We start from the raw sequence: 25,827 nt of genomic DNA, 5'->3' as shown, positions 1-25,827 counted from the left end.
TACTTATCCTCTTACTGTGAATGCAAACGTTTCACTAAACGTTTTCTGACTAACACGGTAATAATTATTGGATAGATCATTAAAATACCGCAGGTTTTTAATACTGAAAGATAACTTGAATGCCGTAAAAAAAGGTCAAATAACTTATTTAGCGCATAAGTTAGTGGCTCAAGGGATGAGATAAATCTGGCTATCCACGGCATTGAAAGTTCGGGTACAACAATACCTGAATAGGTTAATGCCAATCCGACTAGCACACCGATATAGGTATATGCATCAATAGCCGTTTTCGTAAAGGTATACAGTAAAATACCAATACTTTGTGCCGCTATGACATAAAAAAACACCACCGTCATCATCGCAAACGGGGATCCTGATACCCTGGCATGTGAAAACAAAACTAACATCGCAATTTCGAAAATGAGTAACATGGTATACCAAATGGTATACGGCGCTAATTTTCCAAGCACAAAGGGATAATTAGGGCGGGTTCGCTTAGGTAATTGCGACAGGATATAGATTGTTGTAGTAACAACAAATAATTGTAATAAATGTACAACCGCCGAAAACTGTTGGAAGTACATTGAGTTACCGCTAGCATTAAATAGCCCATCATAATTGAAATTCACTTTGGCAAGTGGTGGAACGGGTAACCCGACACTGGTTGCTAACGTTGTTCGATATTCAGTATTTAACGCCGCAATTAACCCCGAATAATCCATAATGGAGTATAACCCTGCACTGTAATATAACGCATTATAATAAAGCATTGGGGTGGGTTGACGACCAGATAAAACATCCGCTTCAAAATTGGGTGGAATATACAATATGGCATAAATTTTTGCTTCTTGTAAATCCCGTTCAGCCTCGGAAAGTTGGCTATCGTAATTAATCAGGTTGGCATGCGCACCCGCATTAAGATTACGCACAATTTCACGTGATAAAACACTTTTATCCTGATCGATATAGCCAACGGGTAAATCGAACAAAACACCGCGATAAAAGATACTACTGATTAAGACAAAAATAATCAGTGGTAAGATCCACATTAACCAATGAAAAGTGAACCGCTTGAATATTTGCGGCACTTCGTCATTAAATGCATCTTTAAAACGTGTCCAAAAGTCCAACATTAATTGTCCAATTTCCATAAAGTACTCATACCCGCACGTAAACCTTCTACATGATGAATTGGATATAATCTGACTTCAAACGTTTTCAAATCAAAATCGCCCGTTGCACGAGTTGCACGCTTGGTTGCATAGTCTCCCATTGGGGCAATGTAACGAACTTCTGCTTCGATTTCTTTATTTCCTAGTGCCGGCACTTCTAACTTAATACGATCCCCTTTGTGAACGTTCGGCATAATATTTTCTCGAAGATTAAACACAAAGTAGGCATCCGGTAATCGAATCACTGTTAATAACGGACTATTCGCATTAAATAATTCCCCTACTTCAGCCGGTATTGAACCAATTTCACCGCCAACAGGGGCTTTAACTTGAAGATCATCATATTGAATTTGTAATTGCTTGAGTTGCTCTTCTGCTTCTTTTAATTTGGCTGCATAAATTTCACGCTGTTCTATACGATCACCATTTTTAGCTTGATCTAAATTAGCCTGTGCAGATTGTACCTGTTGAAAAGCAGCATCACGTGTTTTTAATGCATTATCCAATATTGACTGTGATACAAACCCTTTTGCAGATATTGCTTTATTACGGTCATATTCTTTTGATGCATTATCATAAGCGACTTTTGCTTGTTCAAGTAATGCTTCGTAATAACGTATGCTTTCTTCACGCGTACCATGTTCGGAAAGTGCCACCTGAGCTTTAGCTTGATCTCGTGCGGCTTCAGCCGCTTTCACTTGCGCTAATAATTCAGGACTATCAAGCGTAATTAGAATATCATTAGGCTTTACATCATCACCCCGATTAACGTGAATAAGCTGAACACGCCCTTTGGCTTTTGAAGCCACACTGACATTCGGCGCATCAACCTCACCTTGAAGAATTAACTGGCTATTGTGTGAGCGTATTAGGATCGTCATTGAAATTAAAATAACGATTAACGCAATACTAATAAATATTTTTTTATTCATATAATTTTTTTTAAAGTGTGATGTTAAATGGATAAGATATCAAGATGTTTAGATAAATATTAATAGGATAACATAAGTAAAAACTTATTTACTCATTATACGAAAAGTGCTTTATTCGTACAAGTTCACCTTCACTTTATTCCAAATAAAGGCATTAATTGTCTTCTATTCAATAAATATTAAACATTTTATTTTTAATAAAATAAATTATTTTCAATCATTGTAAATCAATATATTAATAGATTTTATTTATAATTGATATTAGTCAAAAGAATATAGATAAAAACCTACTTATTTAGTATGATATTTTAAATTAGGATTGTAAGGTATTAAATATGAAAAAAATAATTATTGTTGGTGGTGGTGCAGGTGGATTAGAGTTGGCAACTAATCTTGGTGATAAGCTAGGTAAAAATAAACAAGCTGAAATAACGCTGATCGATAAAAATAGTTACCACATTTGGAAACCACTACTGCATGAAGTTGCAACAGGTGCTATGTATGAACAAGTTGATAACATCTTCTTTTCTGAACAAGCAAAGCAACATCATTTTGAGTTTACTCAAGGTACTTTTACCAATATTGATCGTGAGAATAAGCAAGTTCTGATCAATGATACAAATGATAATCATATTTCCCTATCGTATGATATTTTGGTTATAGCAGTAGGTAGTACTTCGAATGATTTTGGTACGCCTGGTGTTAAAGAACATTGTATTTTTTTAGATGATCAAAATGCCGCTATTCGCCTACGTGAAATACTGCTATCAAAATTCACAAATTTCTGTTCAACGCTCGATAAAGACGCTGACACTAAAGGGGAAAAACTTCGCATTGCTATTGTTGGTGGTGGCGCAACAGGTGTCGAGTTAGCCTCTGAACTACCTCATATGGTTGAAACGTTTGGCGTTTGTCGAAAAAACAAAATGTGTGCTGATTTCTTAGATGTATCCGTTATTGAAGCAACCAATCGTATCTTACCAGCATTACCCGAAAAAACGGCATTAAGCATTACTAAAACCCTTGAAAAACGCGGTATTCATGTCTTAACAAATACCATGATTACTAAGGCCGAAAGTGATGGATTCTATCCTAAAGAAGGGGAAACCATTAAAGCCGATATTATGATTTGGACTGCTGGCGTTAAAGCACCTGATTATCTGAAAGATATAGCTGGTTTAGAATCAAGTCGTTCAAATCAATTAGTCGTTAAACCGACATTACAAACTACACGAGACGATAATATCTTTGTTATTGGTGATAGTGCTTATGCGATGCAAGATAGCGGACGAGCCTCTCCACCCACAGCACAAGCAGCTAATCAAATGGCAAAAATTTGCGCTCGAAATATCGTTAGTCTGATTAACAATCAAGCCATGAAGTCATTTGTCTATACCGATAAAGGAACCATTATTTCTTTACATGACACCGCCCAAGGCGTGGTTAAGATGATTGGCAATAAAGAAATGAGTGTGAAAGGTTGGTTTGCGTTAATGATCCATCGTTTGCTATATCGTATGCATCAAGCTAGTTTATTGGGTATCTTTAAAACTATCCGTTTTGCTCGTGATTGCAAAGCTAAATATAAAAGTAAATTTGCGTCTATTTTTAATCAGCAAAATTAATTATTAACCGAAAAATAAACAACAGCTACTTGAAAATAAATAATCCTCAGTAGCTGTTTTTTATATAGGATATTTAGACAGTACTCTTCAACTCAATTCAAAATTTAACCATAGGTATAATAGGAAATTATGCGATTTATTTTAATTTTTATATTGTTATTTTCCTGTTTTATTTGTGAAGCAAATTATCAACCAAAAGATGGCGATATTATTTTTCAATCGTCTCAATCCAGTCAAAGTAAAGCCGTTGAACAAGCAACAAATTCGCCCTATAGCCATATGGGAATCATTTTTATAAAAAATGGTAAACCTTATGTATTTGAAGCTGGGAGTAAAGTCGCTTATACACCTTTAACAAGCTTTATTGAAAGAGGAAAAAATAGAAATTATGTAATCAAACGTCTCAAAGATCATAATTTATCTGTTAAGGAAACCAATAAATTAAAGCTAGTTGCAAAAACTTTTGAAAATAAACCTTATGATATCTGGTTTGGTTGGAATGACAATTATATCTATTGTTCTGAATTAGTTTGGAAAATTTATAATAGAGCACTTAAATTAGAAATTGGTCAATTACAGAACATCAAAGATTTCAACCTTTCATCAGCACTCGTAAAGCAAAAATTAAAAGCGCGTTATGGCGATAAAATCCCCTTTCAAGAAACCGTTATTTCGCCTGTCGCTATGTTTAATTCACCGTTATTAATAACAGTAGACAAAAAATGGTCGCATTAAACAAGTAATAACTTTTTAACTGGAGCAAAACTTTTACGATATAGATGATTAATACCGTGCAGCTCAATTGCCATTAAATGATCTTTGGTGGGATATCCTTTATGTTTTGCAAGTCCATATTGGGGATACAATTTGTCTAATTCTACCATTTCACGATCACGCGTTACTTTCGCTAAAATTGACGCAGCACTAATCTCTGCCACCCGCAAATCGCCTTTGACAACGGCTTGTGTTTGAATACCAAATTCCGGACAACGATTACCGTCAACTAAAACAAAATCTGGTTGGATAGCAAGTCCTGTTACCGCTCGTTGCATAGCTAACATGGTAGCATGCAAAATATTTAATTTATCAATTTCCTCAACAGAAGCTCTTGCAATACACCAAGCTAGTGCATTTTCTTTAATAACGTCAAATAATTGATCTCGTTTTTTTTCGGAAAGTTTTTTAGAATCCGTTAATCCTTTGATTGGTTTATTAGGATCTAAAATAACAGCTGCCGTCACAACATCACCACAAAGCGGTCCCCGCCCAACTTCATCAACTCCAGCAATTAAGGTAGCATCAGGATAACTAAATTCTAACAACAAGGTGAATCCTCTAATACATCAAGTACAGCTTGAGCTGCTTGTTCATCAGCGTGACAACGAATTTGCTGATGTAATGATAAAAATGTTTTTTTAAGTTCACGATTATCCCCTTCTAAAAAAGGAATAATATGATTAGCGATATTTTCAGGGGTACAGTCTTGCTGTAATAACTCGGGTACAATTTCTTTACCAGCTAAAATATTGGGTAATGAAACATAAGGGGTTTTAACTAATTTTTTGGCTAACCAAAAAGTGAATGGCTTCATTTTGTAACCCACCACCATTGGACATTTGGCTAGCATACATTCTAGTGCTACTGTTCCGGATGCCAAAATCGCAGCATCACTGGCAATCATTGCTTCACGGGCATGACCATCTAATAGTTGAACTTTCAGTTCTGGTGCTATTTGCGTTTTAATCTGCTCAAATTCTTGTCGTCTTTTTTCATTGACTAAAGGTACGACTATATGCAAATCAGGGTAACGATCACGTAAAAGCTGAGCTGCTTGTAAAAAAGGGGCAGACAATAAGGTGACTTCCGCATGACGACTTCCCGGCAATATTGCTAAACACCGACCATTGAGCGGAATGCCTAATTGTTGACGCATTGCGACTTGGTCAGGCATTAATGGCACATCATCTGCCATTTTGTGACCAATAAAACGACAAGGGACATTAAACTTATCATAAAACGCTTTTTCAAAAGGTAAAAAAGCTAATATGAGATTAGTATTACGTTTAATTTTGAAAACACGTTTTTGCTTCCAAGCCCATACCGAAGGACTCACATAATGAATTGTTTTAATCCCTGCTCGCTTTAACTTACCTTCTAAGGAAAGATTAAAATCAGGCGCATCAATTCCTATAAAAATGTCGGGTTTTAATTCAATTAAACGCTTAGTAATATCACGACGTATTGCTAAAATACGACGTAATTTTCCCAACACTTCTACAATCCCCATAACAGAAAGCTCATCCATTTCATACCAAGCTTGACACCCTTCAGCTAGCATTAAAGGCCCTGCAATACCAACAAATCGAATATTAGGATGATACTTTTTGAGAGAACGAATCAATCCAGCGCCCAGAATGTCGCCAGATGTTTCACCGGCGACTAAAGCAATGGTTAATGATTTATTCGTATCTGTCTGGCTTGTGATTGGTTGACTAGTCATTAACGAATGATGCCACGTGTTGAACGTGCAAAAAAATCATTGAATAATTTGACTTCAGGATATTGATTTGCAATAGCCTCAATTTCTGCTTTCGCTTCGTCTAACGATAGCCCATTTCGATAAAGAATTTTGTAACTATTGCGGATAGCTTGCAAAGCTTCTTTACTGAATCCACGACGTTTTAGACCTTCGTAATTCACGCCATGTGGTGTGGCATGATTTCCTTGTGCTATCACATAAGGTGGGACATCTTGCGCAACGCCTGAACAACCACCAACCATAACATGTGATCCAATGACACAAAATTGATGTACCGCAGTCATACCACCAATGATAACATGATCATCTAACTGAACATGTCCGCCAAGTGTTGCATTATTTGCCAAAATACAATGATTCCCAATTCGACAATCATGCGCAACATGCGCATTGATCATTAATAGATTATCACTGCCAATTTGAGTAATTCCGCCACCTTGAACAGTACCGCGATGAATAGTCGCGCTTTCGCGAATCATATTGCGATCACCAATTTCAGTGCGAGTTGGTTCGCCTCGATATTTTAAATCTTGGTTAACTTCACCAATCGATACAAATTGAAATATCTGGTTATCTTTACCAATTTTAGTGTGGCCATTGATGACTACATGTGATTTTAAAAAAGTCCCTTCACCAATTTCAACATTTTCACCAATAAAGCAAAAAGGACCAATTTTAACATTGTTACCAATTTTGGCGCCTTTTTCTATCACTGAACTTGGATGTATTTCCGTTGCCATAGCATTTCCTTCATACTGTTTTTGGGATATTTAGACAAATCAATACTATTTACGAGCACACATCATCTCGGCTTCGCAAACTAACTTTCCATCAACAGTTGCTACACCATGGAATAATGCAATTCCACGACGCTCTTTAATATATTCCACATCCAGTACAATCTGATCACCAGGCACAACAGGTCGTTTAAAACGAGCTTTATCAATAGATGCAAAATAGTACAATTGTCCGGGTGATAATTCTTCAATACTTTTAAAAGCTAAAATACCCGTTGCTTGGGCCATCGCTTCTAAAATTAAAACACCGGGGAAAATGGGTTTATTAGGAAAATGTCCCTGAAAAAAAGGCTCATTGACCGTTACATTTTTGATTGCTTTTAGCGTTTTCCCTTTTTCATAACTAATCACACGATCAACCATTAAAAAAGGATATCGATGTGGTAATAAACTAATAATTTCTTCGATATCAAGGGTATTAAGTTCGGTAGTCAAAATAGCTATCCTTATATATTAATATAAACTTTTTACATTATAACTGAGGATGCCACTTGCACTCAAGAATGATTTAATCATCAAGAAAGGATTAATGACAATGTTAATGATTTGTTAAGGCGAATTTTTTACTAATAATGGTTTGTAAATACTGTATTATCTAATATCAAATAAGTTATAATATTAATAATAATAAAAAAATTTCAATATGGAGAATTAAAATGAAGTTATTTTTAAGAATGACGCTAATCAGTAGCGCAATTGTGTTAGCTTTAACTGGATGTGATACCCAAAGTAATCCGACGGATAAGCAAACAACTACCCATGCTGAACAAACTATCACGTCGGCAGAACAATCAGCCAATCCGAATAAAGTGACATTAACTACTCAAACACAAAAAGATTCTTATGCATTAGGTTCTTCATTTGCGTCTTCTTTAAAAGAAAGCGAAATTGATATCGATCCTGACTATATTATCAGCGGACTCACTGAAACATTTAACAGTAAATCACAATTATCAAATGATGAAACTGACGCTATTTTAAGTGCTATTCGTCAACGTGTGATGGAAAAAGCCAAAGCGCGTTTTGAAAAAGAAAAAGCAGAAAATATTGAAGCAGGTTCGAAATTCCGTTCAGAATTTGCTAAACAAAGTGGTGTAAAACAAACTAAGTCGGGCTTACTTTATCAAATAATTAATCAAGGTTCTTCTCATCATCCAACAAAAGATAGTAACGTTATTGTTCATTATGAAGGTAAACTCGTTGACGGACGTAAATTTGATAGCTCATATGATCGTGGTGAAACCGTTAGCTTTAAACTTGATGAAGTAATTAAAGGTTGGGCTGAAGGAATTCAATTAATTGGAGTAGGTGGTAAAATCAAATTAGTCATTCCACCAGAATTAGCATATGGTAGTCAATATTATCCAGCTCAAGGAGACAAAGCAGCGATTTTACCAGAATCAACTTTAGTTTTTGAAATTTCTCTATTGGGCATTGATGGAGATAACAATGGGAACAATCAACAATCTTCATTTAAGCAAATAAGATAAATAAATTGATTACTTCATTGAAATATACACTCGTTGTTTTGGGTCCTGCTTATGGGACCCAATCTGCTTATTGTGCGTATCAATTTGCACAAGCCTTATTGTTAAATACATCTCACACCATAAAAAATATCTTTTTTTACGCTGATGGTGTTTATAATGGTAATCGATATACCGACCCTGCCAATGATGAATTTGATTTAGTCAGCGCTTGGCAAGAATTAGCAAAAAAATATGATCTACCCTTAACAATTTGTGTTGCAGCTTCGCTAAGACGTGGAATAACCGAAGCAAATATTGCCGATTATTTTCAATTAACCGGTTTAGGCGAGCTAACTGAATCAATCACTTTATCAGATCGTGTTATTCAATTTTAAATATGACGGTTAATGATATGAAGAAAATTGCCATTATTATTCATTCTTCCCCTCATGGTAGTGCCAAAGGTCGAGAAGCACTTGATTTGGCTTTAGCATTATCTGCTTTAAATCATATTACGGTCATTTTTACCGATAAAGGCATTTTTCATTTATTACCTGATCAGCAACCCGATCTCATTTTGATGCGTGACTATATCGCCACATTCAATATGCTTGAACTTTATGATATTGAAGATGTTTATGTGAGTGAGTCAGCATTAAAATCGCATAATCTTTCTGATTTCACCTTTAATATTACCACTAAAGTGATTAACCATTACGATTTAAATCAATTGCTTGATGAGCAAGATGTCATTTTAACATTCTAATTTAATATTAAATTTTTAATCTGCTTCATTATTAAAAATTGTTTCGCCCACACATCCTTTCAATTAAGATTAATCTAGTCTGATTAACATTAGACTAAGCCATATTTAGAAACGCAATAACTGATTATCAAATCAAACACAACGGAAAGAAATAAGAATATCGAAGGGTAATAAGTAATCAAGAAAAATAAAAAACCGCCTTATTTTGTCGTTAAGTATGACGAATAAGGCGGATTAATTAATAGTGATAGTTTAAGTTGTTATCGTTTAAACTAATTTTTTCATTTGATCTGCAATCTTTTCAGCTTGTTGACCTACAACAATTTGCACACCTGTTTTACCTAGTTTAATCACAGCCATTGCACCTAATGCTTTAGCAGCTGCTTCATCAACTAAATCAGAATCTTTCACACTCAAACGTAATCGAGTGATACAAGAATCAATATTGGTCAGGTTTTCTTTACCGCCAACAATAGCTAAATATTGTTCAGCAAGCGCTGTGGTATCAGCTGTCGTTTGCGCTGGTTTAGCGGTATCAGTTGTCGATGATTGTGCCGCACTGTCTTCATCTTCACGACCTGGGGTTTTAAGGTTAAATTTAACAATGATAAAGCGGAACGTAACATAGTAAACCACAAAGAACACTAAACCTTGAAGAATGAGCATATACCAATGCACTGCAAGAGGATTTCCAGATTGCAGTAACATATCGATTAAACCGGCACTGAAACCAAATCCACATATCCATTGCATCGTTGCAGCAATAAAGAGTGAAATGCCCGTTAAAATTGCATGAATAACATAAAGTACTGGTGCAACAAACATGAAAGCAAATTCAAGCGGTTCTGTAATTCCCGTAAAGAATGCTGCAAAAGAAGCTGCTAACATAATTGATGCGGTTTTATCTTTATTGCCTTTTTTCGCTGTGTGATACATGGCTAAAGCAGCACCTGGTAAACCAAACATCATAATTGGGAAGAATCCTGCTTGATAACGTCCGGTAATACCTACAACAGCTTTACCAGAATCTATCGCACTTTGACCAGCCAAGAAATTTGGAATATCGTTAATGTTAGCAACATCAAACCAAAATACTGAGTTAAGAGCATGATGTAAACCAACTGGAATTAATATACGGTTAAAGAAGCCATACACCCCTGCACCTGCTGCACCTAAATTCTTAATCGATTCACCAAATTTTACTAATGCTTCAAAAATAATTGGCCAGATAAAATAAAAGATGACAGAGATAAGTAGCATCACGATAGAAACAATAATCGGAACAAGTCGTTTGCCACTAAAAAAAGCTAACGCTTTATGTAACTCAACCGTACTAAATTTGTTATAGAGTTCAGCAGAGATAATACCCACTAAAATACCAATAAATTGATTATTGATTTTCTCAAATGCAGGAGATATTTGCGTTTTCCAACCATCAACACTGGTATCGACACCTTCAAAAAGTGCAATTGAATTTGGCGATAATAATGTTGTAATAATCAAAAATCCGACCAACCCAGAAAGTGCAGCTGCACCGTCTTTGTCTTTGGACATACCATATGCAACACCAATAGCAAATAAAATTGGCATGTTATCAATGATAGCACCACCAGATTTTATTAAAAATGTTGCCGCAATACTATTTGCACCCCATTCAACGCTATTGATCCAATATCCAATCCCTAGAAGTATTGCTGCAGCAGGTAGAACTGCAACTGGCACCATTAATGAGCGCCCAATACGTTGCATATAAGCTAAAATTCCCATAAGTTTAACCTCTTATATTTATTTAAACTATATCTAAACATGATGATTTGTTATGCATCTTCAGATATCAGTAAACGATCCATTCTATTTCATATTATATTATTTTACTTCGCAAATTAATTATTCAATATATGTGATTTTTATCACGCTTTTTTTTGATTAATTGCTCTAATATAGTAAAATACAGTTAACATATTTTACTTCAAAAAAAAAGAAGTGGTTCTAATTATATCAGAAAAGGTGGTATCGAATGAGGCTTATTCCTTTAGAAAATGCTCAAGAAGTGGGCGCTTGGGTTGCACAACGTATTGTGAATAAAATTAACCAATTTAAACCGACAGCGGATCGTCCGTTTTTGTTAGGCTTACCAACCGGTAGCTCGCCATTAGTGATGTATCAACAACTGATCAAACACTACCAAGCTGGTGATGTTAGCTTTAAACATGTGGTGACGTTTAATATGGATGAATACGTTGGTATTCCTGAAGATCATCCTCAAAGTTATCATACTTTTATGCATGAAAACTTTTTTAATCATATTGATATCGATAAAAACAATATCCATATATTAAATGGCAATGCAACTGATATTGCTCAAGAGTGTCGCCAATATGAAGAAAAAATCAAATCTTATGGCAAAATCAATATTTTTGTTGGTGGTGTTGGTCAAGATGGACATATTGCTTTTAATGAACCGGGTTCGTCGCTTTGTTCACGCACGCGTATTAAAACGCTAACTGAAGATACACGTATTGCCAATTCACGTTTCTTTGATAATGATGTGAATCAAGTTCCAAAGCACGCACTAACTATTGGTGTTGCCACATTAATGGATGCACAAGAAGTGATTTTATTAGTCTGTGGTCATAACAAAAGTTTAGCATTACAAGCAGGTGTTGAAGGTTCAATTAATCATTTATGGACAGTATCCGCATTACAAATGCACCCAGCATCTATTATTGTTTGTGATGAACCAAGTACCGATGACCTTAAAGTAAAAACGTTAAAATATTTTAAACAAATGGAAGCTGACAATCTTAACGTGACCATTTTATAAAGGATAACTCAATGTATGCATTAACAAATTGTCGTATTTATACCGGTTATGAGATTCTTGAAAATCATGCTGTTATTATCGACGGTGATAAAATTGACAAAATTTGTAAACAAGATAATTTACCCGACAATATCAAAATTGAAGATCTACAAGGAGCGATCGTTGCGCCTGGATTTATTGATATTCAAGTCAATGGATGTGGCGGTGTGCAATTTAATGAGACACTCGACGCATTAAGTGTTGAAACATTAGAAGCGATGCAAGCTACCAACCTTATTTATGGTTGTACGAGCTATTTACCGACTTTAATCACATCAACAGATGAATTTATGATAAAAGCGGTCGCGGTCATGCGTGAATATTTAGCTCGACATCCTAATCAAGCATTAGGCTTACATCTTGAAGGTCCTTATATTAGTCCTGAAAAGAAAGGGATTCATGACGAAAACATTATTCGTTTACCTTCACAAAAAATGATTGATTTCTTATGTGAAAATGCTGATGTGATTAAAATCATTACTCTTGCGCCAGAAAGAGTTGAAAGCCATTTTATTAAACAATTAGTTAATGCAGGAATTCATGTTTCTGTCGGTCACTCCAATGGTCATTACGATGACTGTCGTCGTGGCTTTAATGATGGAATTCGATTAGGCACTCATCTATTTAATGCTATGCCTTATATTTCAGGACGTGAGCCAGGCGTAGTTGGTGCAATATATGATGAACCAGAAGTATATGTTGGTATTATTGCCGATGGACATCATGTAAGTTGGGCAAACATTCGCAATAGCCATAAAATTAAGAAAGATCATTTAATTTTAATTACAGATGCAATGTTGTTAGCCGGTTCTGATTTGTCTTCTGCTGTTTTTGCAGGTAAAACCATTTATTATAAAGATGGGCTATGTGTTGACGATAAAGGCACGCTTGGTGGCTCTGCATTAACCATGATTGATGCAGTTAAAAATGCTGTTGAATATGTGGGTATTGCATTAGATGAAGCCTTAAGAATGGTGACACTTTACCCAGCTAAAGCAATCGGTGTGGATAAACAACTTGGTAGCATTAGTGAAGGTAAAATTGCCAACTTAGTTGTTTTTAATCGAGACTTTACGATAACTAAAACGGTTGTTAATGGAGAAATCACCCGTTAGAATGTCAGATAATTAATGATTATTGAGACAACATATGACATTTAATTATCTGAATTTAGTTGGAAATGCTGAACTAATTAAACAATTAAATTATGCTATGATTTATCGTTTAATTGTTCAGCAAGCTCCCATTTCTCGTATCCAGTTAGCCGAAATCAGTCATTTAGCCCCAGCCAGCATTACCAAAATTACCCGACAGCTACTTAAGAATAAACTTATAAAAGAAGTTGATGCCCAGCAATCAACTGGCGGAAGACCAGCTGTTTCCATTCAAGCCAAGTTTGATTATTATCAAGCCATTGCTATTCAATTAAGTCGTTCGCATGTCACCATTGAACTCTATGATCTTGGAGCAAACAGCTTAGTTTCTGAAGTGTATCCTCTTACCGTTTTTATACAGCAACAAGCACAAGAATATTTGATTACATTAATTGAACAATTTATTCAAAAAAATAGTAAAAAGATTAAGCATCTTATTGCTATATCGGTGGTTCTACCTGGATTGATTGATTCTGTAAGAGGAATTGTTCGATATACACCTCATATTCAAGTTAAAGCATGGCCTTTAGCCGATATATTGCAGAAACAATTTAATGTTTCTATTTTTTTAGGTAATGATATCCAAAGTCTAGCATTAGCCGAAAATTATTTTGGTTCTACGCAAGATGTCGATGATTCAATATTGATTCGTGTTCATCGTGGTGTCGGATCAGGTGTTATTGTCAATCAACAATTACTGACTAACCATAATCAAAGTGCTTGCGAAGTGGGACATATTCAAGTCGATGCGTTAGGTGAACGCTGTCATTGTGGTAATTTTGGTTGTTTGGAAAACCGAGTTGTTAATGATGCCATTGAACGACGAGCAAAACAGATGATTGATCAAGGTTATACGACTAAATTAACAAAAGATTGTTGTGATATCGTCAACATTTGCCAATTAGCCAATCAAGGGGATGAGCTTGCCATTAAGTTAGTCAAAGATGCAGGCGAAAATCTAGGTCGAGCAGTAGCTATTATGGTCAATATTTTTAACCCACAACGAATTGTATTAGCAGGTGAACTCACCAAAGCGACAGAAATACTTTTAGATACAGTAACTAGCGCTTTAAACTCACTGAGTTTAGAAGATTTAAGAAAGAATCTTTCAATCAACTGCTCTTCACTCAATGACCGCTCGGCAATTGGTGCATTTGCTTTAGTGCAACAAGCGTTATTTAATGGATCACTTTTGATGATTTTGCTCGAACATGATGTAGCATAAATAACTTTTTAAGTTCAAAAACAGCCCGAAAAAATCGAGCTGTTTTATCATGCCATCGATTAACCATTATGCTAAGATGCGTAACATCCTTCGTAACGGTTCTGCGGCCCCCCACAATAACTGATCCCCAACGGTAAATGCTGATAAATAGTCTTTACCCATATTTAGTTTACGCAAACGACCAACAGGAGTGGTTAATGTACCAGTAACGGCTGCTGGGGTTAACTCTCTCATTGATAATTCTCGATCATTGGGTATCACTTTTACCCAATCATTATGTGCAGCAAGTAATTTTTCAATTTCCGGCACGCTAATGTCTTTTTTCAGCTTGATGGTAAATGCCTGACTATGACAGCGCAAAGCACCAATACGAATACATAGTCCATCTACAGGAATAATTTGATTGGTACCTAATATTTTGTTGGTTTCAGCTTGCCCTTTCCACTCTTCTTTACTTTGTCCATTATCCAATGCTTTATCGATCCAAGGAATTAAACTCCCAGCAAGTGGTACACCAAAATTATCGGTTGGCAAACTTCCATCACGCATTTTTTGGGTTACTTTACGTTCAATCTCTAAAATTGAAGAGTGAGGATCTTGTAGTTCTTTGGCAACTTCGGCATTTAACATCCCCATTTGCGTTAAAAGTTCACGCATATGGCGAGCACCACCACCAGAAGCCGCTTGATAAGTTGATACCGACACCCAATCAATCAAATTTTCAGCAAATAAGCCACCCAGTGACATTAACATTAAACTGACTGTGCAATTCCCGCCGACAAACGTTTTAATACCTTTGTCCAATGCTGTTTGAATATTCGCTTTATTGACAGGATCTAATACGATAATGGCGTCATCTTCCATACGCAATGTAGATGCGGCATCAATCCAATATCCTTGCCACCCCGAAGCACGTAATTTTGCATAAATTTCGGAAGTATAATCTCCACCTTGACAAGTCACGATAATATCTAACGCCTTTAATGCTTCAATATTATCAGCATTTTGCAATGTTCCTGTTTTACCGCCAAAACTAGGTGCAGCTTGCCCTGCTTGTGAAGTCGAAAAGAAAATAGGATTAATATAATCAAAATCGTGTTCTTCAACCATACGTTGCATCAGAACCGACCCCACCATTCCACGCCATCCAACAAAACCAACATTTTTCATATTTTATTTCCAAAAGTAGATGTTATACCAAGAGACTTTTTTACTATTAAAGCAAAATATCATCATAAAACAAGCAAGATAAGAATTATTTTTGTAGGTTATAAAATAATAACATGGCGTTATATTTAACTCGTTTTTAGAACTCAATATTTCGTTTAAAATAATGGTGTTTTTATTGCTAATAAGAAAAAACTAATGACGTTACAAATATAATTTTAGTTATCTGTTTTCCAAAAAAAGAATGTCATCATATATAAAAAGTTATCCATAAAATGTCCACCATACTTATCGGTAATAATAAAAACCCTTTCATCTTGTTGACGCTTTATATCATTAAGTCTTGCTGCAAATTTAGCACTTTGCCATGGTGAAACGCGATCATCTTGTAATCCTACCGACACCATGACATTAGGATATTCAACACCTTCTTTTAAATTAAGATAGGCATCAATATTAATTAAATTTTCTAACTCGTGTTTTTTAAAAGGTGAACCAAATTCCTCAAAATTAGCCCTTCCTATTGGAATTTTATCTAATCGACTCATATTCAACATGCCAACCTTAACTGATGCAGCAGCAAAAAGATCCGGACGCTTTATTAATGCCATACCTATAACAATACCGCCAGCACTATTTCCACTTATCACCAATTTAGAGGGTTGAGTATAATGATAATGAATTAAGTATTCAGCGCATTTTATAAAATCATTAATTGAATTTTGTTTTTTATAACCTGTACCATCATAATGCCATTTCGGACCTAATTCCCCCCCGCCTCTCACATGAGCTATGGCAATTATGCCACCTTTTTCAAGCCATATTAAACGTGAAGCATCATAATTGGGGAATTCACTTTCACCATAGGCACCATACACTGTTAACCAAGTTGGTGCACTACTATCAAATTTCATTCCTTTTTTATAAATGAGTGTTAATGGAATGAGTATTCCATCATTTGATTTAACCCATTTTTGTTCAGATTCATATTCTGAAAATAAAGCATGATCTGAATTTAAAATTTTAGAATCTTCAATTAACTGATTATTCGGATGATAACGAAATATTTTTGGTGGGCTAGTCCAACTTTGTTGCGTAAATAAAATCTCATCTTGATCTGAATTCGTAAATATAGCCGTTACTTCATTATTATTTGAAATAGGAATCGATTTAATATTATGAATATCTGAAAAAGGAATAGACACAAATTTTAATTGCTCAGAATCATGATAGGTGAGATAAATTGCATCTTTATTGGCGACAAAATTCGTTAATTCTCCATTTTGCCATTCAATAATTTTTTCTTCTGATTGATTGATATCATTAAGATTAACCCGAAAAATACTATAGCCTGAATAATGATTATATTTAGCCAAATATAACCAATCATCTTTTACCAAAAAATCCGTAACATTCTCTTTTCTATCGATAATTTTCTTCCAACTAACATTATTTTTATTAAGGTTCTCTCGAGGTAATTTGTATAAATCAAGATTATAGCCTGATAATGAAGATGAAGAGCAAGCAATCGCCCAATTCGAAGAAAGTGATAAAGATGTATTTTGATCTGTTCTGGCGTTATAGTTCGACAGCTGATCTTTACCAAAAATTACGATATCTTTTTTTGTATCAGAATCTAAGTGATGTAAATAAATTTCTTCGATTCCAGCTTTTATATTATTGGCTTTAAATAAATTATTTCTATGGTAGAAAAAAGATAAATTATCCTCCGCCCACAATAAATTTGTGTCAGTAATGCCCGATAAGTTATCTGGAAGATGTGTTCGAGTTTTTAAATTAAACACTTTTATTGTTGAAACATTCGAACCATTTTCAGAAATACTATAAGCAATATATTGCCCATCATAAGAAGGATAGTAATCATAGATACCGTAACCAACAGGAGGATCAATCAATAGTGTTTCTTTACCAAAACGATTTTTCACAAAGAGACGATTATAAGGATGCTGAGCTGTTTGTTTAAAATAAAAAGTGTTATTACCTTGTAATCTAATATAAAAAATTACTGGTTCAGCTCCATATTCAGTTAATTCTTCAAGTCGTTTTTTAATCGAAGCAAACCAATCCAACTTTTCAAGAATATTGACTGAACGATCGGATTCAGATAATAACCAATTATGCATTTTTTCTTGCTCAGTTTCCATCCAAGCATATTTATCGAACGCTTTCATTGGCTTTAATTGTGTATCGCTATCTATTGCAAAGCAATTAAATACTATTATGAATAACAACAAGATAATAGAAATGTTTTTATTTAGTATAATCGATGAATATCTTCTATTTATTTTGTCTAATATTGATATATGAAATTCTAAATTTGATCTATTTTTTCCAATCATTATTATTCATTACCAAACTTATCGTTACCTAGCTTCGTTCATATTTGAACATACTTCTATCAAAAAGATAAGTGATATTAAATATATCGTTGTTTGAAACGATATATAATTTAAGAATATTTACTAAACAATTCAATTTTTCAGTTTTGTCTAACGCTTTTTACTTATCAAATATCTGTTTCAGCGGATTATTCGCATTCTCAGTATCCCGACTTAATTCATTGATATCCTGTTTTTGCTGCTCTTTATTGCAGATGATTAACTCGCCTTTTTTCAACCGCCGATTTTGTCGTGCTTGAGTCACTATCACTGTTTTGATAAGCTGTAGGTACACTCGGACCTCCGGCACCCCCACTAACCATAACTTGTCTTACTTTTGTTTAGTGGATATTAGATAAAGGATAAATGAAAAGCTTAGAATTAACTTAAGTTTGGAGGGAAGGTTTAAGCAGATAAGTAAAACAATAGAGTAAATAACAGCATAGATTAACGACAAACTGCTAACCACAACAACTAATGAGGCTAGTTATTATGGTTAAAATAAATTCTAAACTAAAATCAACCACAGACCACAACTGACCATTAGAGGCAGGTGGCTGGAGCAGATAGGGTTTTATGTCGGCAGATCTGTTATCATTCAGATTAAACAGGGCAAGTTGATTGTTGAACTTGATTTGCAAGTTTAAAAATAAATGGTTAATTTTTCCCACTACTATGTGGGGATTTGATACTTAACCATGATTGATATATATTGCATCGGCTTTTGCTGGTACAACATTTTCCCAATTCATGATGAACAATATATCAATGGCCATTCTTCTCATTTTTTGCCACTCAACGCTTTCACAAAGTGCGTTATTATTCCAGTATTGAATATTAGCAGCTCCACTTATAGATAACATATAATCATCTAATTTTTTTAATGCTAGTTTTTGTTCTGATGTGAGAGAAGATGCTACTAGAGGATCATTAAGTTCATCTAAGGCCATCTCCCACTCAACAGCTAATTCATCAGCTATATTTGCAAAATCAGGAAATAAACTCTTTTGTATTTCACAAGGCTGTGCTATTGCCTGAGTTACCCATTTAATCTTATTCATATTTATTCCTTTGGTTTATTAATAATTGTCGCTTTTTCTCCCGCACTTGGTTTATATGTCTTTGGATCAACAACTTTTATCGTACCTTGTGTTGTAGTTGATACTTTATAATAGCTACCACCATGACGACCTCCACCTGGATGTATCTGTATCTGGCTAATTTCAGGATGACCTTTAACTTCAATAATGACCGCCTGCCCTGAACCTCTTGTTGATTGTCTAACATTAACTTGATAACCTGCTGCTTGAAAATCTTTTGCAATATCATCAGTAGATCTACCCCAAATAGATTGAGGCGATTTTGTAAAATCATTTGCAACATTAATTTTTATAGGTGGTGTTGGAGTGGTCGTCCCCTTTCCAGCATTAATCTCTTGTTCTTTTTTTACATGTTCACCAAACTTGCTACTTTCGTTGGCTTTCTGATTGGTAGCCTGATTATCCAGTATTTTAGTCTCTTTTGACCATTAATGGGAGATGACTGGTGCAATTCGGCTTTTATATAGGCTGCCCTGTTATCATTATGATTGAAGAAGGCAAGTTGGAGATAAAGTTTGATTTGCAAATTTAAAAATAAATGGTAGATTTTCCCACTACTATGTGGGAATTATTCAGGAAATAAATATGAGCAAACAACTAGATAAAATAAGTAAATTTTTAAGCTATATTTTGAGACATCAACCAGAAGCTATTGGAATCACATTAGATTCCAATGGTTGGGTTAATATTGATAACCTAATCATGCAAGCTAATCAACATGGAGAACATCTTACTAGAGAGTTAATTGAGCTAGTTGTTAAAACAAATGATAAAAAACGTTTTACGATTTCTGATGATGGCTTAAAAATACGTGCAGCTCAAGGACATTCAACTCAACAAGTAAAAATTAACCATGCAGAACAAATGCCTCCAGAGTTTTTATATCATGGCACTGCAACCCGATTTATTGATTCCATTAAAAAACTAGGATTAGTTGCTGGTAGTCGCCATTATGTCCATTTATCTGGTGATGAGAAGACTGCTAATAAAGTGGGAGAAAGACATGGAAAACCAATAGTATTAAAAGTAAAAACCTTGCAGATGTATCAACAAGGTTTTAAATTTTATTTGGCTGATAACGGTGTCTGGTTGACTAATACTGTTCCTAATACTTTTTTAATATTTGACTAAATCTTATCTAATTCAGCCTGTTCTGCTTTAAATTGGGCTGATTCTTCTTTGGCTAATTCAAACCAAGTTGAAAAATTATCTAAATAGTAACGTTTTCCCAAGATGGTTCTTCTCCACGATAACCATAATCATGAAAATACACTTTTGGTTCTCCACTCGTATCTTTTCCATCAAAGCAGGCTAAAATAATATAACCATCATTAAAAAATCCTGATTGATCATCTGCTATAGCAAAAGGTATCAAAGGATGATCCTTATATTTTATCAGCATTGAACCATAATAACTTAACGACATTCCTTTATCTCGACATAAAAAAGACCACGGGTCAATTTCAATAATATTATTATTCATTATTAGATCAATATAGGTTTTAGGAAAAACAAAACCGTTAGGTAATATAGGACAATTATATAAAAAAATATTTGACATTACTTTTTACCTTTTATTTTTGGAGATTCTATAGATCCATTTGGGTTTATTTTTCCAAACCCTCCCGATTGTTTATTTATACGTCCTTGGATTGCTTCACCCCAAGTATTGTATTGTTCCCAGCCTCGAGCTTTCTGGATTTCAGGTGTTAGTTTCTCGTTAAAATTATGAATAGTTGCCTTAACATCTATACCTGCTTCTCGCGCTGCAGTAATCCGTGTATTATCCATACTTGTTATTTTTCCATCTAGCATTTTTACTACATCAACTGGATCACCTTTCCAACCATTATTTCTCATACTAGTTACAAGATCATCGTAAGTATATTTGCTTCCTGTAACTCTATATGTTTTAGAGTATGAAACTGTATTCTGTGAAAATCTAATTTCATTAGGATTTAGATTAGATATATTATTGACATTTCCCTTTCCGGCATTAATCCCTTGTTCTTTTGCTACATATTCACCAAATTTGCTACTTTCGTTAGCTTTCTGATTGGTAGCCTGATTATCCAGTATTTTATTTTTAGTCTCTTTTGACCATTAAGTGGCGCTGGCTGGAGCAATTTGGTTTTTATGTGGGCTGCCCTGTTATTATTAAGATTGAACAGGGCAAGTTGATGATAGAGATTGATTTGAAACTTTAAAACGATATAAAAGAACTCTATTCATTTTAATTGGCTATTTTCATAATTTATTTAATAATGATCTTAATTCTAAATTTTGACTAATAAACTATTTAATCTCCATTAATCCATTCTTGTTCTACCCAATCTGCAAGATCTTCCCAAGAATCATTGCTATAGCCATCTGGTGTCCAATAATGTACTCTACCATTTGGAAGTAAACAATAATAGCTACCATTAGCTTCCTATAATAAATGCATAAATCTTTAAATAAATCAACCAATATTATATTTATAACAAATATCTTTTGCGGTTATTTCTCCAGTATGAAGTTTATCAAATTCTTCTTTAGTAATTTCAGTTTTACATTCACCACCAGCTAATGCGCCTGATAAACATCGAAATAAATATTTACCACTTTCTTCTTTTATCCGCCACCAACTCGGATCTGTTGAGAACTCGCCCTCTTCAAGGATTGGTTCCTTTTTTGAAATAGGGGTTCCTTCAAAAATTAATCCTGATTTAGTTATAATACGTACTTTACTTTCCATATTTCCTCCTAATAGCTAGTTTTTTAAATCCATAATTATTCCATTTTTAATTTTTGATAAATCCATTACCGCTTCAGAAATTCCCCCTGATGTTTTACCTCCTGGTTTCCAAAATTTATTAGCGCCTCCTTCATTACCAGATGGTAATTTTTAAATTCGCTTTTCGGAATGTAAACTGCCATACAATCCGAATTACTTAAATAGCCATCCTCTAAACCTAGTTTTTTTTCCACAATTCTTAAGTCACTATTTGCTTCTTTCATTAGTTGATTAAATTCTGATGCAGGCATAACAAATCCATTATTTTTTCCATAAGTACCATACTGTTCATATTTAGCTTTAGAAGTAAATCTAACTGCATCATCATCAAATTTAGCTAAATGTGCTTCAATTTCAGCTTTTGACATATAAGTACTTGGATCTGGACGAAATCCTTTTTCTTTAGCAAGAATTTTATTTATTTCTGCTTCACTTAAACCCGAAATATTTCCTGCTGTCCCCTTTCCAGCATTAATCTCTTGTTCTTTTGATACATGTTCACCAAATTTGCTACTTTCTTTGGCTTTCTGATTGGTAGCCTAATTATCCAGTATTTTATCTTTAGTCTCTTTATATAGAAAAAGTGCCTGCACCACAACCCAATGAGCGATTTTATACCGTGGGTTACGTGCCACAAGGCACAAAGCCTAACCCCAGACCACGACTTACCATTAAAGGCAGGTGGCTGGAGCAGATGGATTGACTTTTATGTCTGTTTCCCTTTTAACGTTAAAACTGATCAGGATGATTGATTATTGAACTCACAATCTAGATTTAGGAAATCATAGAAGGGCTTCAATAATTGATTGCCCTATCGTTGAGGAGATCTTTATTAAATTATATTGGGATTTCAAAATTTAATAATTATAAAAAGTGATAAATTTCATTCATTGGTTTTACATCTTCTTCTAAAACTTCTTTTGCCATTGAGGCAATTTTTTCATTAGGATTATTAGCTGCATTTTTAAGTAAAATAAATGTTTCTGGCTGTATTGAGTACTTGTCTCTTACTAATCGACCTAAAGCATCAATAAAAGACGCTGTAGGATTCAATAAATATTGCTCAACTAAATTATCTTCTAACTCATCAGGAATAAGCAAGTATAGATTACGGCAAACGGAATAAATATAATCAATCGCATCATGATCTTCAGGATTATCTATATGTGAATAACGAATAATGTCAAATAATCCATTTAACATTAGACGTTTTTCTCTTGCTGTAAGGTATTCCCGTTTATAATTTTTTAGCCCTTTTAAAGAATAATTACTATCAAATAAAGGGGATTTAAGAAAACCCGAAGCCCATAATCCTATTAATATACTAGTAACATCTTTACGTTTAGGGCATAAATTACAAATATCATCCATAGATAATTCTTTTAAATTTTTAAAGGAATCAAGCATTATATCAAGATCTCCAACTACTCCTGGTTTGGAAAGATCTAATGTTTCTAAATAATTATTTATGTTCATTATCAAAACTCTTCTCTTGAAATATTAGTTTATATATTCAAATTTGATGATAAATGAGATTGCAATTTATTAAGAGCGTTCCCGGATTGCTTACTGTAACGTCCAGTACGATCATTTATAGATAAAGTTCCATCGGAATTCATTTTTAGCTCTCCAGCACCTTTTACTGGCTCACCACCGCTGAGTTGAGTATGTTTTACTCCTGTTCGTCCAGCGCTACCTCTAGGTGCTATTTGTATACTATTATTTGCATCTATAATATAAAGATATACTTCTTCTTTATTTAGCTTTGTTATACTTGTTTTATCTAAAACAAATTGACCTGTTGCTGGGTCTATTTTATCTATTGAACGAGGCTTGACTAAAGGTAATTCATCAAATGATCTATTCGTCCCCTTTCCAGAGATTAATACAACCAATTTAAAATTAAATTATTTATTGAGGTCTATTTTAAGCTAACTTACTTTTAAAAATTTTCAATATCATGAATTATTCGATTGATTATTATTTCATTTGAAATAACCACTATTTCCGAAGATTTATTATCTTCATCTCCTAATAATATAAATACACATCCATGTTTGTTTAGAACAAAGTCAATGTAATCAGAGTAATCATATTTTTTAATAATTTCTTCAAATTCGTCTAAAAAATTTTTTTGTATTATAAAAAAGAAACCTCTGTCAACATTATATGAAACACTTTTTATTAGTTCTTCTATTTCATTAGTATTTTCTAGATTTAAAAAAACAATGCCACTCATTTTCAATTTGTCCTGTTTTTCTAATAAGAACTCTTTTTTATGAGTCAAAAATGAATAACGTTTCCCCCATAAATTTGCGTATTTTTCATTTTGTGAATCTTTGAGAAACCAATAACCTTTATATTTTAATATTTTGCTATTGTCCTGTAATGGTACAAATTCACTATAATATCCAAGATAATAATTTTTCATATCTAAATGACATGCATCAATTAATTTTAACAAAATATCAGTATAACCATGTTCGCGATCTTGATATTTTTTTTCTAAACTCATAGCAGGAAAATCTTTAGATAATTTTTTTACATAATCAAAATTTAAAACATCATTATCACTTCTAATATTTTTAGTTTTTCTAAGTTTAAAATCAATAATCATAATGATTTCCTTTATTATCGATGAAATGAGGACCTCTATTTTGTGGATTATTTTCACCATAAAAATGTCCACCAGCGTCTTCTCTTATTTTTATTGTTTTAATTTTACCATTAGGTTGTTTTACATCAAATTCATATACACGCCCTTTTTGTTTTTTTCCTCTAAGATCAAAATTATCAACGACACGATCTGGATGAGTTGAAACAGGTATTCCTGATTTTCTTTTTGCTTCATTAAAAGCTCCAGCCCTTCCCGCACCTTCAGGAGACAGATTTGGAGGAACATATTCTTCAGAAGTTAAAGCGTTATTTATCCAAGCAGGATCTAGTGGTTCATATCCCGGCAACGGTGGTAGCGGTTCGGGGATTTGATTACCTCCTGTATGATTCGGAAACTCTATATTATCTAAACCACCACCGTGTCCTGTATGATTTGGACCTAATTCTTCTGGATCTAATGGTTGATAACCAGGCAACGGTGGTAATGGTTCTGGAATTGGATATCCTTCATTATCAAATTTATGATTATTTCTACTTATTAGTTCATTAATTTGTTTTTCTATCGCATATTCTGCAACTAATTTCATCCGTTTTTCAAAGAATTCTTTTTCAGTATCTGTCATCGAGTTTAATAACAATTCGGCTTGAGCTGTTGTGAAACCCTGCATTACTAAGTATTCAGACATACTTACCGTAATTGGTTTACCTCCAAATACTACACGAAGAACCCAAGCCAAATTATTATTCTCAACCGCATTCTTGCCTGCTGCTATACCCGTGCTGACATCGCCTACATCACCGCCCACACTGGCTACAGCCAGTCCGGTGGCAAGTTGGGCGAGGGCACTGATGTTTTCTTTTTATGCTTCGGTTAAGTCCTTAACGTCTTTTCCATAGAGCTGTTTGCGTATGATATCCGCAGCCAGTTCACCGGTTACGGCACCGGCACCGCCGGCTAGTCCTGAGTTACCTTGTAGTTCAGCTACCACCGCACCCAAAATCGCATGGGCAATAAGATTACCGGCTACATCATCGGTCTTCCAGTTTCCGTTTTCTTCCTTATGACCGGTATGCTTTTTGATTTGCTCCGCGACCCAAGGTGCACTGGCGCCAGCCAGTCCGCCTGTGATGTTGCCGGTGACAATGCCGGTCACTATCGATATCGCACTGTCTATCCCTTTGCTAACATCACTCCCCATTCCACCCAGGTTTTTATTATTTTCTCTA

The 25,827-nt window shown here is 34.4% G+C and carries 32 protein-coding genes and 1 pseudogene; 12 read left to right on the top strand and 21 right to left on the bottom strand.

Annotated elements, in window-relative coordinates; genetic code table 11:
- Positions 1 to 11: 11 nt before the first annotated feature.
- Both J3U36_RS08735 and J3U36_RS08730 read right to left on the bottom strand, forming a co-directional pair.
- Positions 12 to 1,151: an ABC transporter permease gene (locus J3U36_RS08735; protein ID WP_065558102.1), complete on the bottom strand. Its 1,140-nt coding sequence runs from the start codon at positions 1,149 to 1,151 to the stop codon at positions 12 to 14.
- Entirely contained in the window at positions 1,133 to 2,104 is a 972-nt protein-coding gene (locus J3U36_RS08730; RefSeq protein ID WP_065558101.1) for an HlyD family secretion protein, read from the bottom strand. Before J3U36_RS08730 ends, J3U36_RS08735 begins: the two co-directional genes overlap by 19 nt.
- A gap of 335 nt (positions 2,105 to 2,439) precedes the next feature.
- On the opposite strand from J3U36_RS08730, the gene J3U36_RS08725 reads away from it, so the two are divergent.
- Both J3U36_RS08725 and J3U36_RS08720 read left to right on the top strand, forming a co-directional pair.
- Positions 2,440 to 3,729 (top strand): NAD(P)/FAD-dependent oxidoreductase, encoded by a 1,290-nt coding sequence (locus tag J3U36_RS08725; protein ID WP_267378462.1) that lies wholly within the window; start codon positions 2,440 to 2,442, stop codon positions 3,727 to 3,729.
- 129 nt (positions 3,730 to 3,858) lie between these two features.
- The gene (locus J3U36_RS08720; protein ID WP_267378459.1) at positions 3,859 to 4,464 is read left to right on the top strand and encodes a YiiX family permuted papain-like enzyme; all 606 of its coding nucleotides are present in this window, start codon (positions 3,859 to 3,861) and stop codon (positions 4,462 to 4,464) included.
- On the opposite strand, the gene rnhB is transcribed toward J3U36_RS08720, so the two are convergent.
- From rnhB to fabZ, 4 genes are read right to left on the bottom strand one after another with little or no spacing between them, the layout of a single operon-like run.
- On the bottom strand, positions 4,461 to 5,054 hold the full coding sequence (rnhB, locus tag J3U36_RS08715) for a ribonuclease HII (protein ID WP_267378456.1): 594 nt from the start codon (positions 5,052 to 5,054) through the stop codon (positions 4,461 to 4,463). The two genes, J3U36_RS08720 and rnhB, sit on opposite strands and share 4 nt — an antisense overlap.
- Positions 5,045 to 6,229: a lipid-A-disaccharide synthase gene (lpxB, locus tag J3U36_RS08710; RefSeq protein ID WP_267378453.1), complete on the bottom strand. Its 1,185-nt coding sequence runs from the start codon at positions 6,227 to 6,229 to the stop codon at positions 5,045 to 5,047. The genes rnhB and lpxB overlap by 10 nt, the downstream gene beginning before the upstream one ends.
- Positions 6,229 to 7,008: an acyl-ACP--UDP-N-acetylglucosamine O-acyltransferase gene (lpxA, locus tag J3U36_RS08705; protein ID WP_267360959.1), complete on the bottom strand. Its 780-nt coding sequence runs from the start codon at positions 7,006 to 7,008 to the stop codon at positions 6,229 to 6,231. The genes lpxB and lpxA overlap by 1 nt, the downstream gene beginning before the upstream one ends.
- 45 nt (positions 7,009 to 7,053) lie before the next feature.
- Positions 7,054 to 7,500 (bottom strand): 3-hydroxyacyl-ACP dehydratase FabZ, encoded by a 447-nt coding sequence (gene fabZ, locus J3U36_RS08700; RefSeq protein ID WP_065558097.1) that lies wholly within the window; start codon positions 7,498 to 7,500, stop codon positions 7,054 to 7,056.
- Positions 7,501 to 7,721: 221 nt separating this feature from the next.
- Here fabZ and fkpA point away from each other — a divergent pair, with 221 nt between their 5' ends.
- The 3 genes from fkpA to tusC are packed head-to-tail and all read left to right on the top strand — an operon-like array spanning position 7,722 to position 9,300.
- The gene (fkpA, locus tag J3U36_RS08695; protein WP_267349990.1) at positions 7,722 to 8,555 is read left to right on the top strand and encodes an FKBP-type peptidyl-prolyl cis-trans isomerase; all 834 of its coding nucleotides are present in this window, start codon (positions 7,722 to 7,724) and stop codon (positions 8,553 to 8,555) included.
- A gap of 8 nt (positions 8,556 to 8,563) precedes the next feature.
- Entirely contained in the window at positions 8,564 to 8,929 is a 366-nt protein-coding gene (tusD, locus tag J3U36_RS08690; protein ID WP_416379820.1) for a sulfurtransferase complex subunit TusD, read from the top strand.
- Positions 8,930 to 8,946: 17 nt separating this feature from the next.
- Positions 8,947 to 9,300 carry a sulfurtransferase complex subunit TusC gene (tusC, locus tag J3U36_RS08685; protein ID WP_267360958.1) on the top strand — a complete coding sequence of 118 codons (354 nt, stop codon included), beginning with the start codon at positions 8,947 to 8,949 and terminating at the stop codon, positions 9,298 to 9,300.
- Between the two features lie 267 nt (positions 9,301 to 9,567).
- On the opposite strand, the gene nagE is transcribed toward tusC, so the two are convergent.
- Entirely contained in the window at positions 9,568 to 11,067 is a 1,500-nt protein-coding gene (gene nagE, locus J3U36_RS08680) for an N-acetylglucosamine-specific PTS transporter subunit IIBC (RefSeq protein ID WP_267378447.1), read from the bottom strand.
- Positions 11,068 to 11,317: 250 nt separating this feature from the next.
- On the opposite strand from nagE, the gene nagB reads away from it, so the two are divergent.
- The 3 genes from nagB to J3U36_RS08665 are packed head-to-tail and all read left to right on the top strand — an operon-like array spanning position 11,318 to position 14,542.
- The gene (gene nagB, locus J3U36_RS08675; RefSeq protein WP_267349995.1) at positions 11,318 to 12,124 is read left to right on the top strand and encodes a glucosamine-6-phosphate deaminase; all 807 of its coding nucleotides are present in this window, start codon (positions 11,318 to 11,320) and stop codon (positions 12,122 to 12,124) included.
- A gap of 11 nt (positions 12,125 to 12,135) precedes the next feature.
- Entirely contained in the window at positions 12,136 to 13,278 is a 1,143-nt protein-coding gene (gene nagA / locus J3U36_RS08670) for an N-acetylglucosamine-6-phosphate deacetylase (RefSeq protein WP_267378445.1), read from the top strand.
- A 34-nt stretch (positions 13,279 to 13,312) separates the two neighbouring features.
- A complete protein-coding gene (locus J3U36_RS08665) occupies positions 13,313 to 14,542 on the top strand; it encodes an ROK family protein (protein WP_267360953.1) in 1,230 nt (409 codons plus the stop codon).
- 66 nt (positions 14,543 to 14,608) lie between these two features.
- On the opposite strand, the gene asd is transcribed toward J3U36_RS08665, so the two are convergent.
- From asd to J3U36_RS08650, 3 genes are all read right to left on the bottom strand, one after another.
- Positions 14,609 to 15,712 carry an aspartate-semialdehyde dehydrogenase gene (asd, locus tag J3U36_RS08660; RefSeq protein ID WP_267360951.1) on the bottom strand — a complete coding sequence of 368 codons (1,104 nt, stop codon included), beginning with the start codon at positions 15,710 to 15,712 and terminating at the stop codon, positions 14,609 to 14,611.
- A 215-nt stretch (positions 15,713 to 15,927) separates the two neighbouring features.
- Positions 15,928 to 17,901, bottom strand: coding sequence for a prolyl oligopeptidase family serine peptidase (locus J3U36_RS08655; RefSeq protein WP_267360949.1), 1,974 nt, complete (start codon positions 17,899 to 17,901; stop codon positions 15,928 to 15,930).
- Between the two features lie 328 nt (positions 17,902 to 18,229).
- The gene (locus tag J3U36_RS08650) at positions 18,230 to 18,403 is read right to left on the bottom strand and encodes a hypothetical protein (RefSeq protein ID WP_267378442.1); all 174 of its coding nucleotides are present in this window, start codon (positions 18,401 to 18,403) and stop codon (positions 18,230 to 18,232) included.
- 223 nt (positions 18,404 to 18,626) lie between these two features.
- On the opposite strand from J3U36_RS08650, the gene J3U36_RS11430 reads away from it, so the two are divergent.
- Positions 18,627 to 18,755, top strand: a complete 129-nt coding sequence (locus J3U36_RS11430) for a SymE family type I addiction module toxin (RefSeq protein ID WP_416379819.1) — start codon at positions 18,627 to 18,629, stop codon at positions 18,753 to 18,755.
- 45 nt (positions 18,756 to 18,800) lie between these two features.
- On the opposite strand, the gene J3U36_RS08645 is transcribed toward J3U36_RS11430, so the two are convergent.
- Entirely contained in the window at positions 18,801 to 19,169 is a 369-nt protein-coding gene (locus J3U36_RS08645; protein WP_267378440.1) for a hypothetical protein, read from the bottom strand.
- A gap of 624 nt (positions 19,170 to 19,793) precedes the next feature.
- Here J3U36_RS08645 and J3U36_RS08640 point away from each other — a divergent pair.
- Positions 19,794 to 20,339, top strand: coding sequence for an RNA 2'-phosphotransferase (locus J3U36_RS08640; RefSeq protein WP_267378438.1), 546 nt, complete (start codon positions 19,794 to 19,796; stop codon positions 20,337 to 20,339).
- Between the two features lie 79 nt (positions 20,340 to 20,418).
- Here J3U36_RS08640 and J3U36_RS08635 read toward each other — a convergent pair whose 3' ends face one another.
- Positions 20,419 to 20,769 (bottom strand): hypothetical protein, encoded by a 351-nt coding sequence (locus J3U36_RS08635; protein ID WP_267378435.1) that lies wholly within the window; start codon positions 20,767 to 20,769, stop codon positions 20,419 to 20,421.
- The gene (locus J3U36_RS08630) at positions 20,769 to 21,068 is read right to left on the bottom strand and encodes a hypothetical protein (protein ID WP_267378432.1); all 300 of its coding nucleotides are present in this window, start codon (positions 21,066 to 21,068) and stop codon (positions 20,769 to 20,771) included. The genes J3U36_RS08635 and J3U36_RS08630 overlap by 1 nt, the downstream gene beginning before the upstream one ends.
- Positions 21,069 to 21,304: 236 nt before the next feature.
- Here J3U36_RS08630 and J3U36_RS11425 point away from each other — a divergent pair, with 236 nt between their 5' ends.
- Complete coding sequence (locus J3U36_RS11425; RefSeq protein WP_416379964.1) at positions 21,305 to 21,415, top strand: SymE family type I addiction module toxin; 111 nt, start codon at positions 21,305 to 21,307, stop codon at positions 21,413 to 21,415.
- 92 nt (positions 21,416 to 21,507) lie between these two features.
- Here J3U36_RS11425 and J3U36_RS11420 read toward each other — a convergent pair.
- The 3 genes and pseudogenes from J3U36_RS11420 to J3U36_RS08620 all read right to left on the bottom strand — a co-directional run.
- A pseudogene (locus J3U36_RS11420) lies at positions 21,508 to 21,624 on the bottom strand (SMI1/KNR4 family protein); the annotation flags it as partial.
- 45 nt (positions 21,625 to 21,669) lie between these two features.
- Positions 21,670 to 21,945, bottom strand: coding sequence for a hypothetical protein (locus J3U36_RS08625; RefSeq protein WP_267379947.1), 276 nt, complete (start codon positions 21,943 to 21,945; stop codon positions 21,670 to 21,672).
- A 65-nt stretch (positions 21,946 to 22,010) separates the two neighbouring features.
- Positions 22,011 to 22,352 (bottom strand): hypothetical protein, encoded by a 342-nt coding sequence (locus J3U36_RS08620; protein WP_267379950.1) that lies wholly within the window; start codon positions 22,350 to 22,352, stop codon positions 22,011 to 22,013.
- A 215-nt stretch (positions 22,353 to 22,567) separates the two neighbouring features.
- Here J3U36_RS08620 and J3U36_RS11415 point away from each other — a divergent pair, with 215 nt between their 5' ends.
- The gene (locus tag J3U36_RS11415; RefSeq protein ID WP_416379836.1) at positions 22,568 to 22,687 is read left to right on the top strand and encodes a SymE family type I addiction module toxin; all 120 of its coding nucleotides are present in this window, start codon (positions 22,568 to 22,570) and stop codon (positions 22,685 to 22,687) included.
- A gap of 161 nt (positions 22,688 to 22,848) precedes the next feature.
- Here the strand turns inward: J3U36_RS11415 and J3U36_RS08615 are convergent, their stop codons facing one another.
- From J3U36_RS08615 to J3U36_RS08595, 5 genes are all read right to left on the bottom strand, one after another.
- A complete protein-coding gene (locus tag J3U36_RS08615) occupies positions 22,849 to 23,460 on the bottom strand; it encodes a hypothetical protein (protein WP_267379953.1) in 612 nt (203 codons plus the stop codon).
- A gap of 29 nt (positions 23,461 to 23,489) precedes the next feature.
- Positions 23,490 to 23,879, bottom strand: coding sequence for a hypothetical protein (locus tag J3U36_RS08610; protein ID WP_267379956.1), 390 nt, complete (start codon positions 23,877 to 23,879; stop codon positions 23,490 to 23,492).
- 47 nt (positions 23,880 to 23,926) lie between these two features.
- The gene (locus J3U36_RS08605; RefSeq protein WP_267379959.1) at positions 23,927 to 24,601 is read right to left on the bottom strand and encodes a hypothetical protein; all 675 of its coding nucleotides are present in this window, start codon (positions 24,599 to 24,601) and stop codon (positions 23,927 to 23,929) included.
- Positions 24,591 to 25,451 (bottom strand): HNH/endonuclease VII fold putative polymorphic toxin, encoded by an 861-nt coding sequence (locus tag J3U36_RS08600; RefSeq protein WP_267379965.1) that lies wholly within the window; start codon positions 25,449 to 25,451, stop codon positions 24,591 to 24,593. Before J3U36_RS08600 ends, J3U36_RS08605 begins: the two co-directional genes overlap by 11 nt.
- Before the next feature lie 9 nt (positions 25,452 to 25,460).
- The coding region (locus J3U36_RS08595; protein WP_267385874.1) for a hypothetical protein at positions 25,461 to 25,827 on the bottom strand (367 nt) is incomplete at its 5' end.

Origin of the sequence: Gilliamella sp. B3817 (genome assembly GCF_026536705.1) — a bacterium.
GTDB lineage: Bacteria > Pseudomonadota > Gammaproteobacteria > Enterobacterales > Orbaceae > Gilliamella > Gilliamella apicola_I.
Note: the sequence above shows the minus strand (reverse complement) of the source record. Positions and strands in the feature narration are given on the sequence as shown.

Bases quoted from the DNA above. Each gene is read 5' to 3' on its own strand.
- J3U36_RS08605 (WP_267379959.1), bottom strand. From the start codon at position 24,601: ATGATTATTGATTTTAAACTTAGAAAAACTAAAAATATTAGAAGTGAT.
- J3U36_RS08725 (WP_267378462.1), top strand. From the start codon at position 2,440: ATGAAAAAAATAATTATTGTTGGTGGTGGTGCAGGTGGATTAGAGTTG.
- nagB (WP_267349995.1), top strand. From the start codon at position 11,318: ATGAGGCTTATTCCTTTAGAAAATGCTCAAGAAGTGGGCGCTTGGGTT.
- nagE (WP_267378447.1), bottom strand. From the start codon at position 11,067: ATGGGAATTTTAGCTTATATGCAACGTATTGGGCGCTCATTAATGGTG.
- J3U36_RS08620 (WP_267379950.1), bottom strand. From the start codon at position 22,352: ATGTCAAAAGCTGAAATTGAAGCACATTTAGCTAAATTTGATGATGAT.
- asd (WP_267360951.1), bottom strand. From the start codon at position 15,712: ATGAAAAATGTTGGTTTTGTTGGATGGCGTGGAATGGTGGGGTCGGTT.
- J3U36_RS08735 (WP_065558102.1), bottom strand. From the start codon at position 1,151: ATGGAAATTGGACAATTAATGTTGGACTTTTGGACACGTTTTAAAGAT.
- J3U36_RS08615 (WP_267379953.1), bottom strand. From the start codon at position 23,460: ATGAACATAAATAATTATTTAGAAACATTAGATCTTTCCAAACCAGGA.
- lpxA (WP_267360959.1), bottom strand. From the start codon at position 7,008: ATGGCAACGGAAATACATCCAAGTTCAGTGATAGAAAAAGGCGCCAAA.
- nagA (WP_267378445.1), top strand. From the start codon at position 12,136: ATGTATGCATTAACAAATTGTCGTATTTATACCGGTTATGAGATTCTT.
- J3U36_RS08655 (WP_267360949.1), bottom strand. From the start codon at position 17,901: ATGAAAGCGTTCGATAAATATGCTTGGATGGAAACTGAGCAAGAAAAA.
- J3U36_RS08645 (WP_267378440.1), bottom strand. From the start codon at position 19,169: ATGAATAAGATTAAATGGGTAACTCAGGCAATAGCACAGCCTTGTGAA.
- J3U36_RS08625 (WP_267379947.1), bottom strand. From the start codon at position 21,945: ATGGAAAGTAAAGTACGTATTATAACTAAATCAGGATTAATTTTTGAA.
- J3U36_RS08635 (WP_267378435.1), bottom strand. From the start codon at position 20,769: ATGTCAAATATTTTTTTATATAATTGTCCTATATTACCTAACGGTTTT.
- J3U36_RS08720 (WP_267378459.1), top strand. From the start codon at position 3,859: ATGCGATTTATTTTAATTTTTATATTGTTATTTTCCTGTTTTATTTGT.
- lpxB (WP_267378453.1), bottom strand. From the start codon at position 6,229: ATGACTAGTCAACCAATCACAAGCCAGACAGATACGAATAAATCATTA.
- J3U36_RS08730 (WP_065558101.1), bottom strand. From the start codon at position 2,104: ATGAATAAAAAAATATTTATTAGTATTGCGTTAATCGTTATTTTAATT.
- J3U36_RS08630 (WP_267378432.1), bottom strand. From the start codon at position 21,068: ATGAGAAATAATGGTTGGAAAGGTGATCCAGTTGATGTAGTAAAAATG.
- J3U36_RS08640 (WP_267378438.1), top strand. From the start codon at position 19,794: ATGAGCAAACAACTAGATAAAATAAGTAAATTTTTAAGCTATATTTTG.
- tusC (WP_267360958.1), top strand. From the start codon at position 8,947: ATGAAGAAAATTGCCATTATTATTCATTCTTCCCCTCATGGTAGTGCC.
- J3U36_RS08665 (WP_267360953.1), top strand. From the start codon at position 13,313: ATGACATTTAATTATCTGAATTTAGTTGGAAATGCTGAACTAATTAAA.
- fkpA (WP_267349990.1), top strand. From the start codon at position 7,722: ATGAAGTTATTTTTAAGAATGACGCTAATCAGTAGCGCAATTGTGTTA.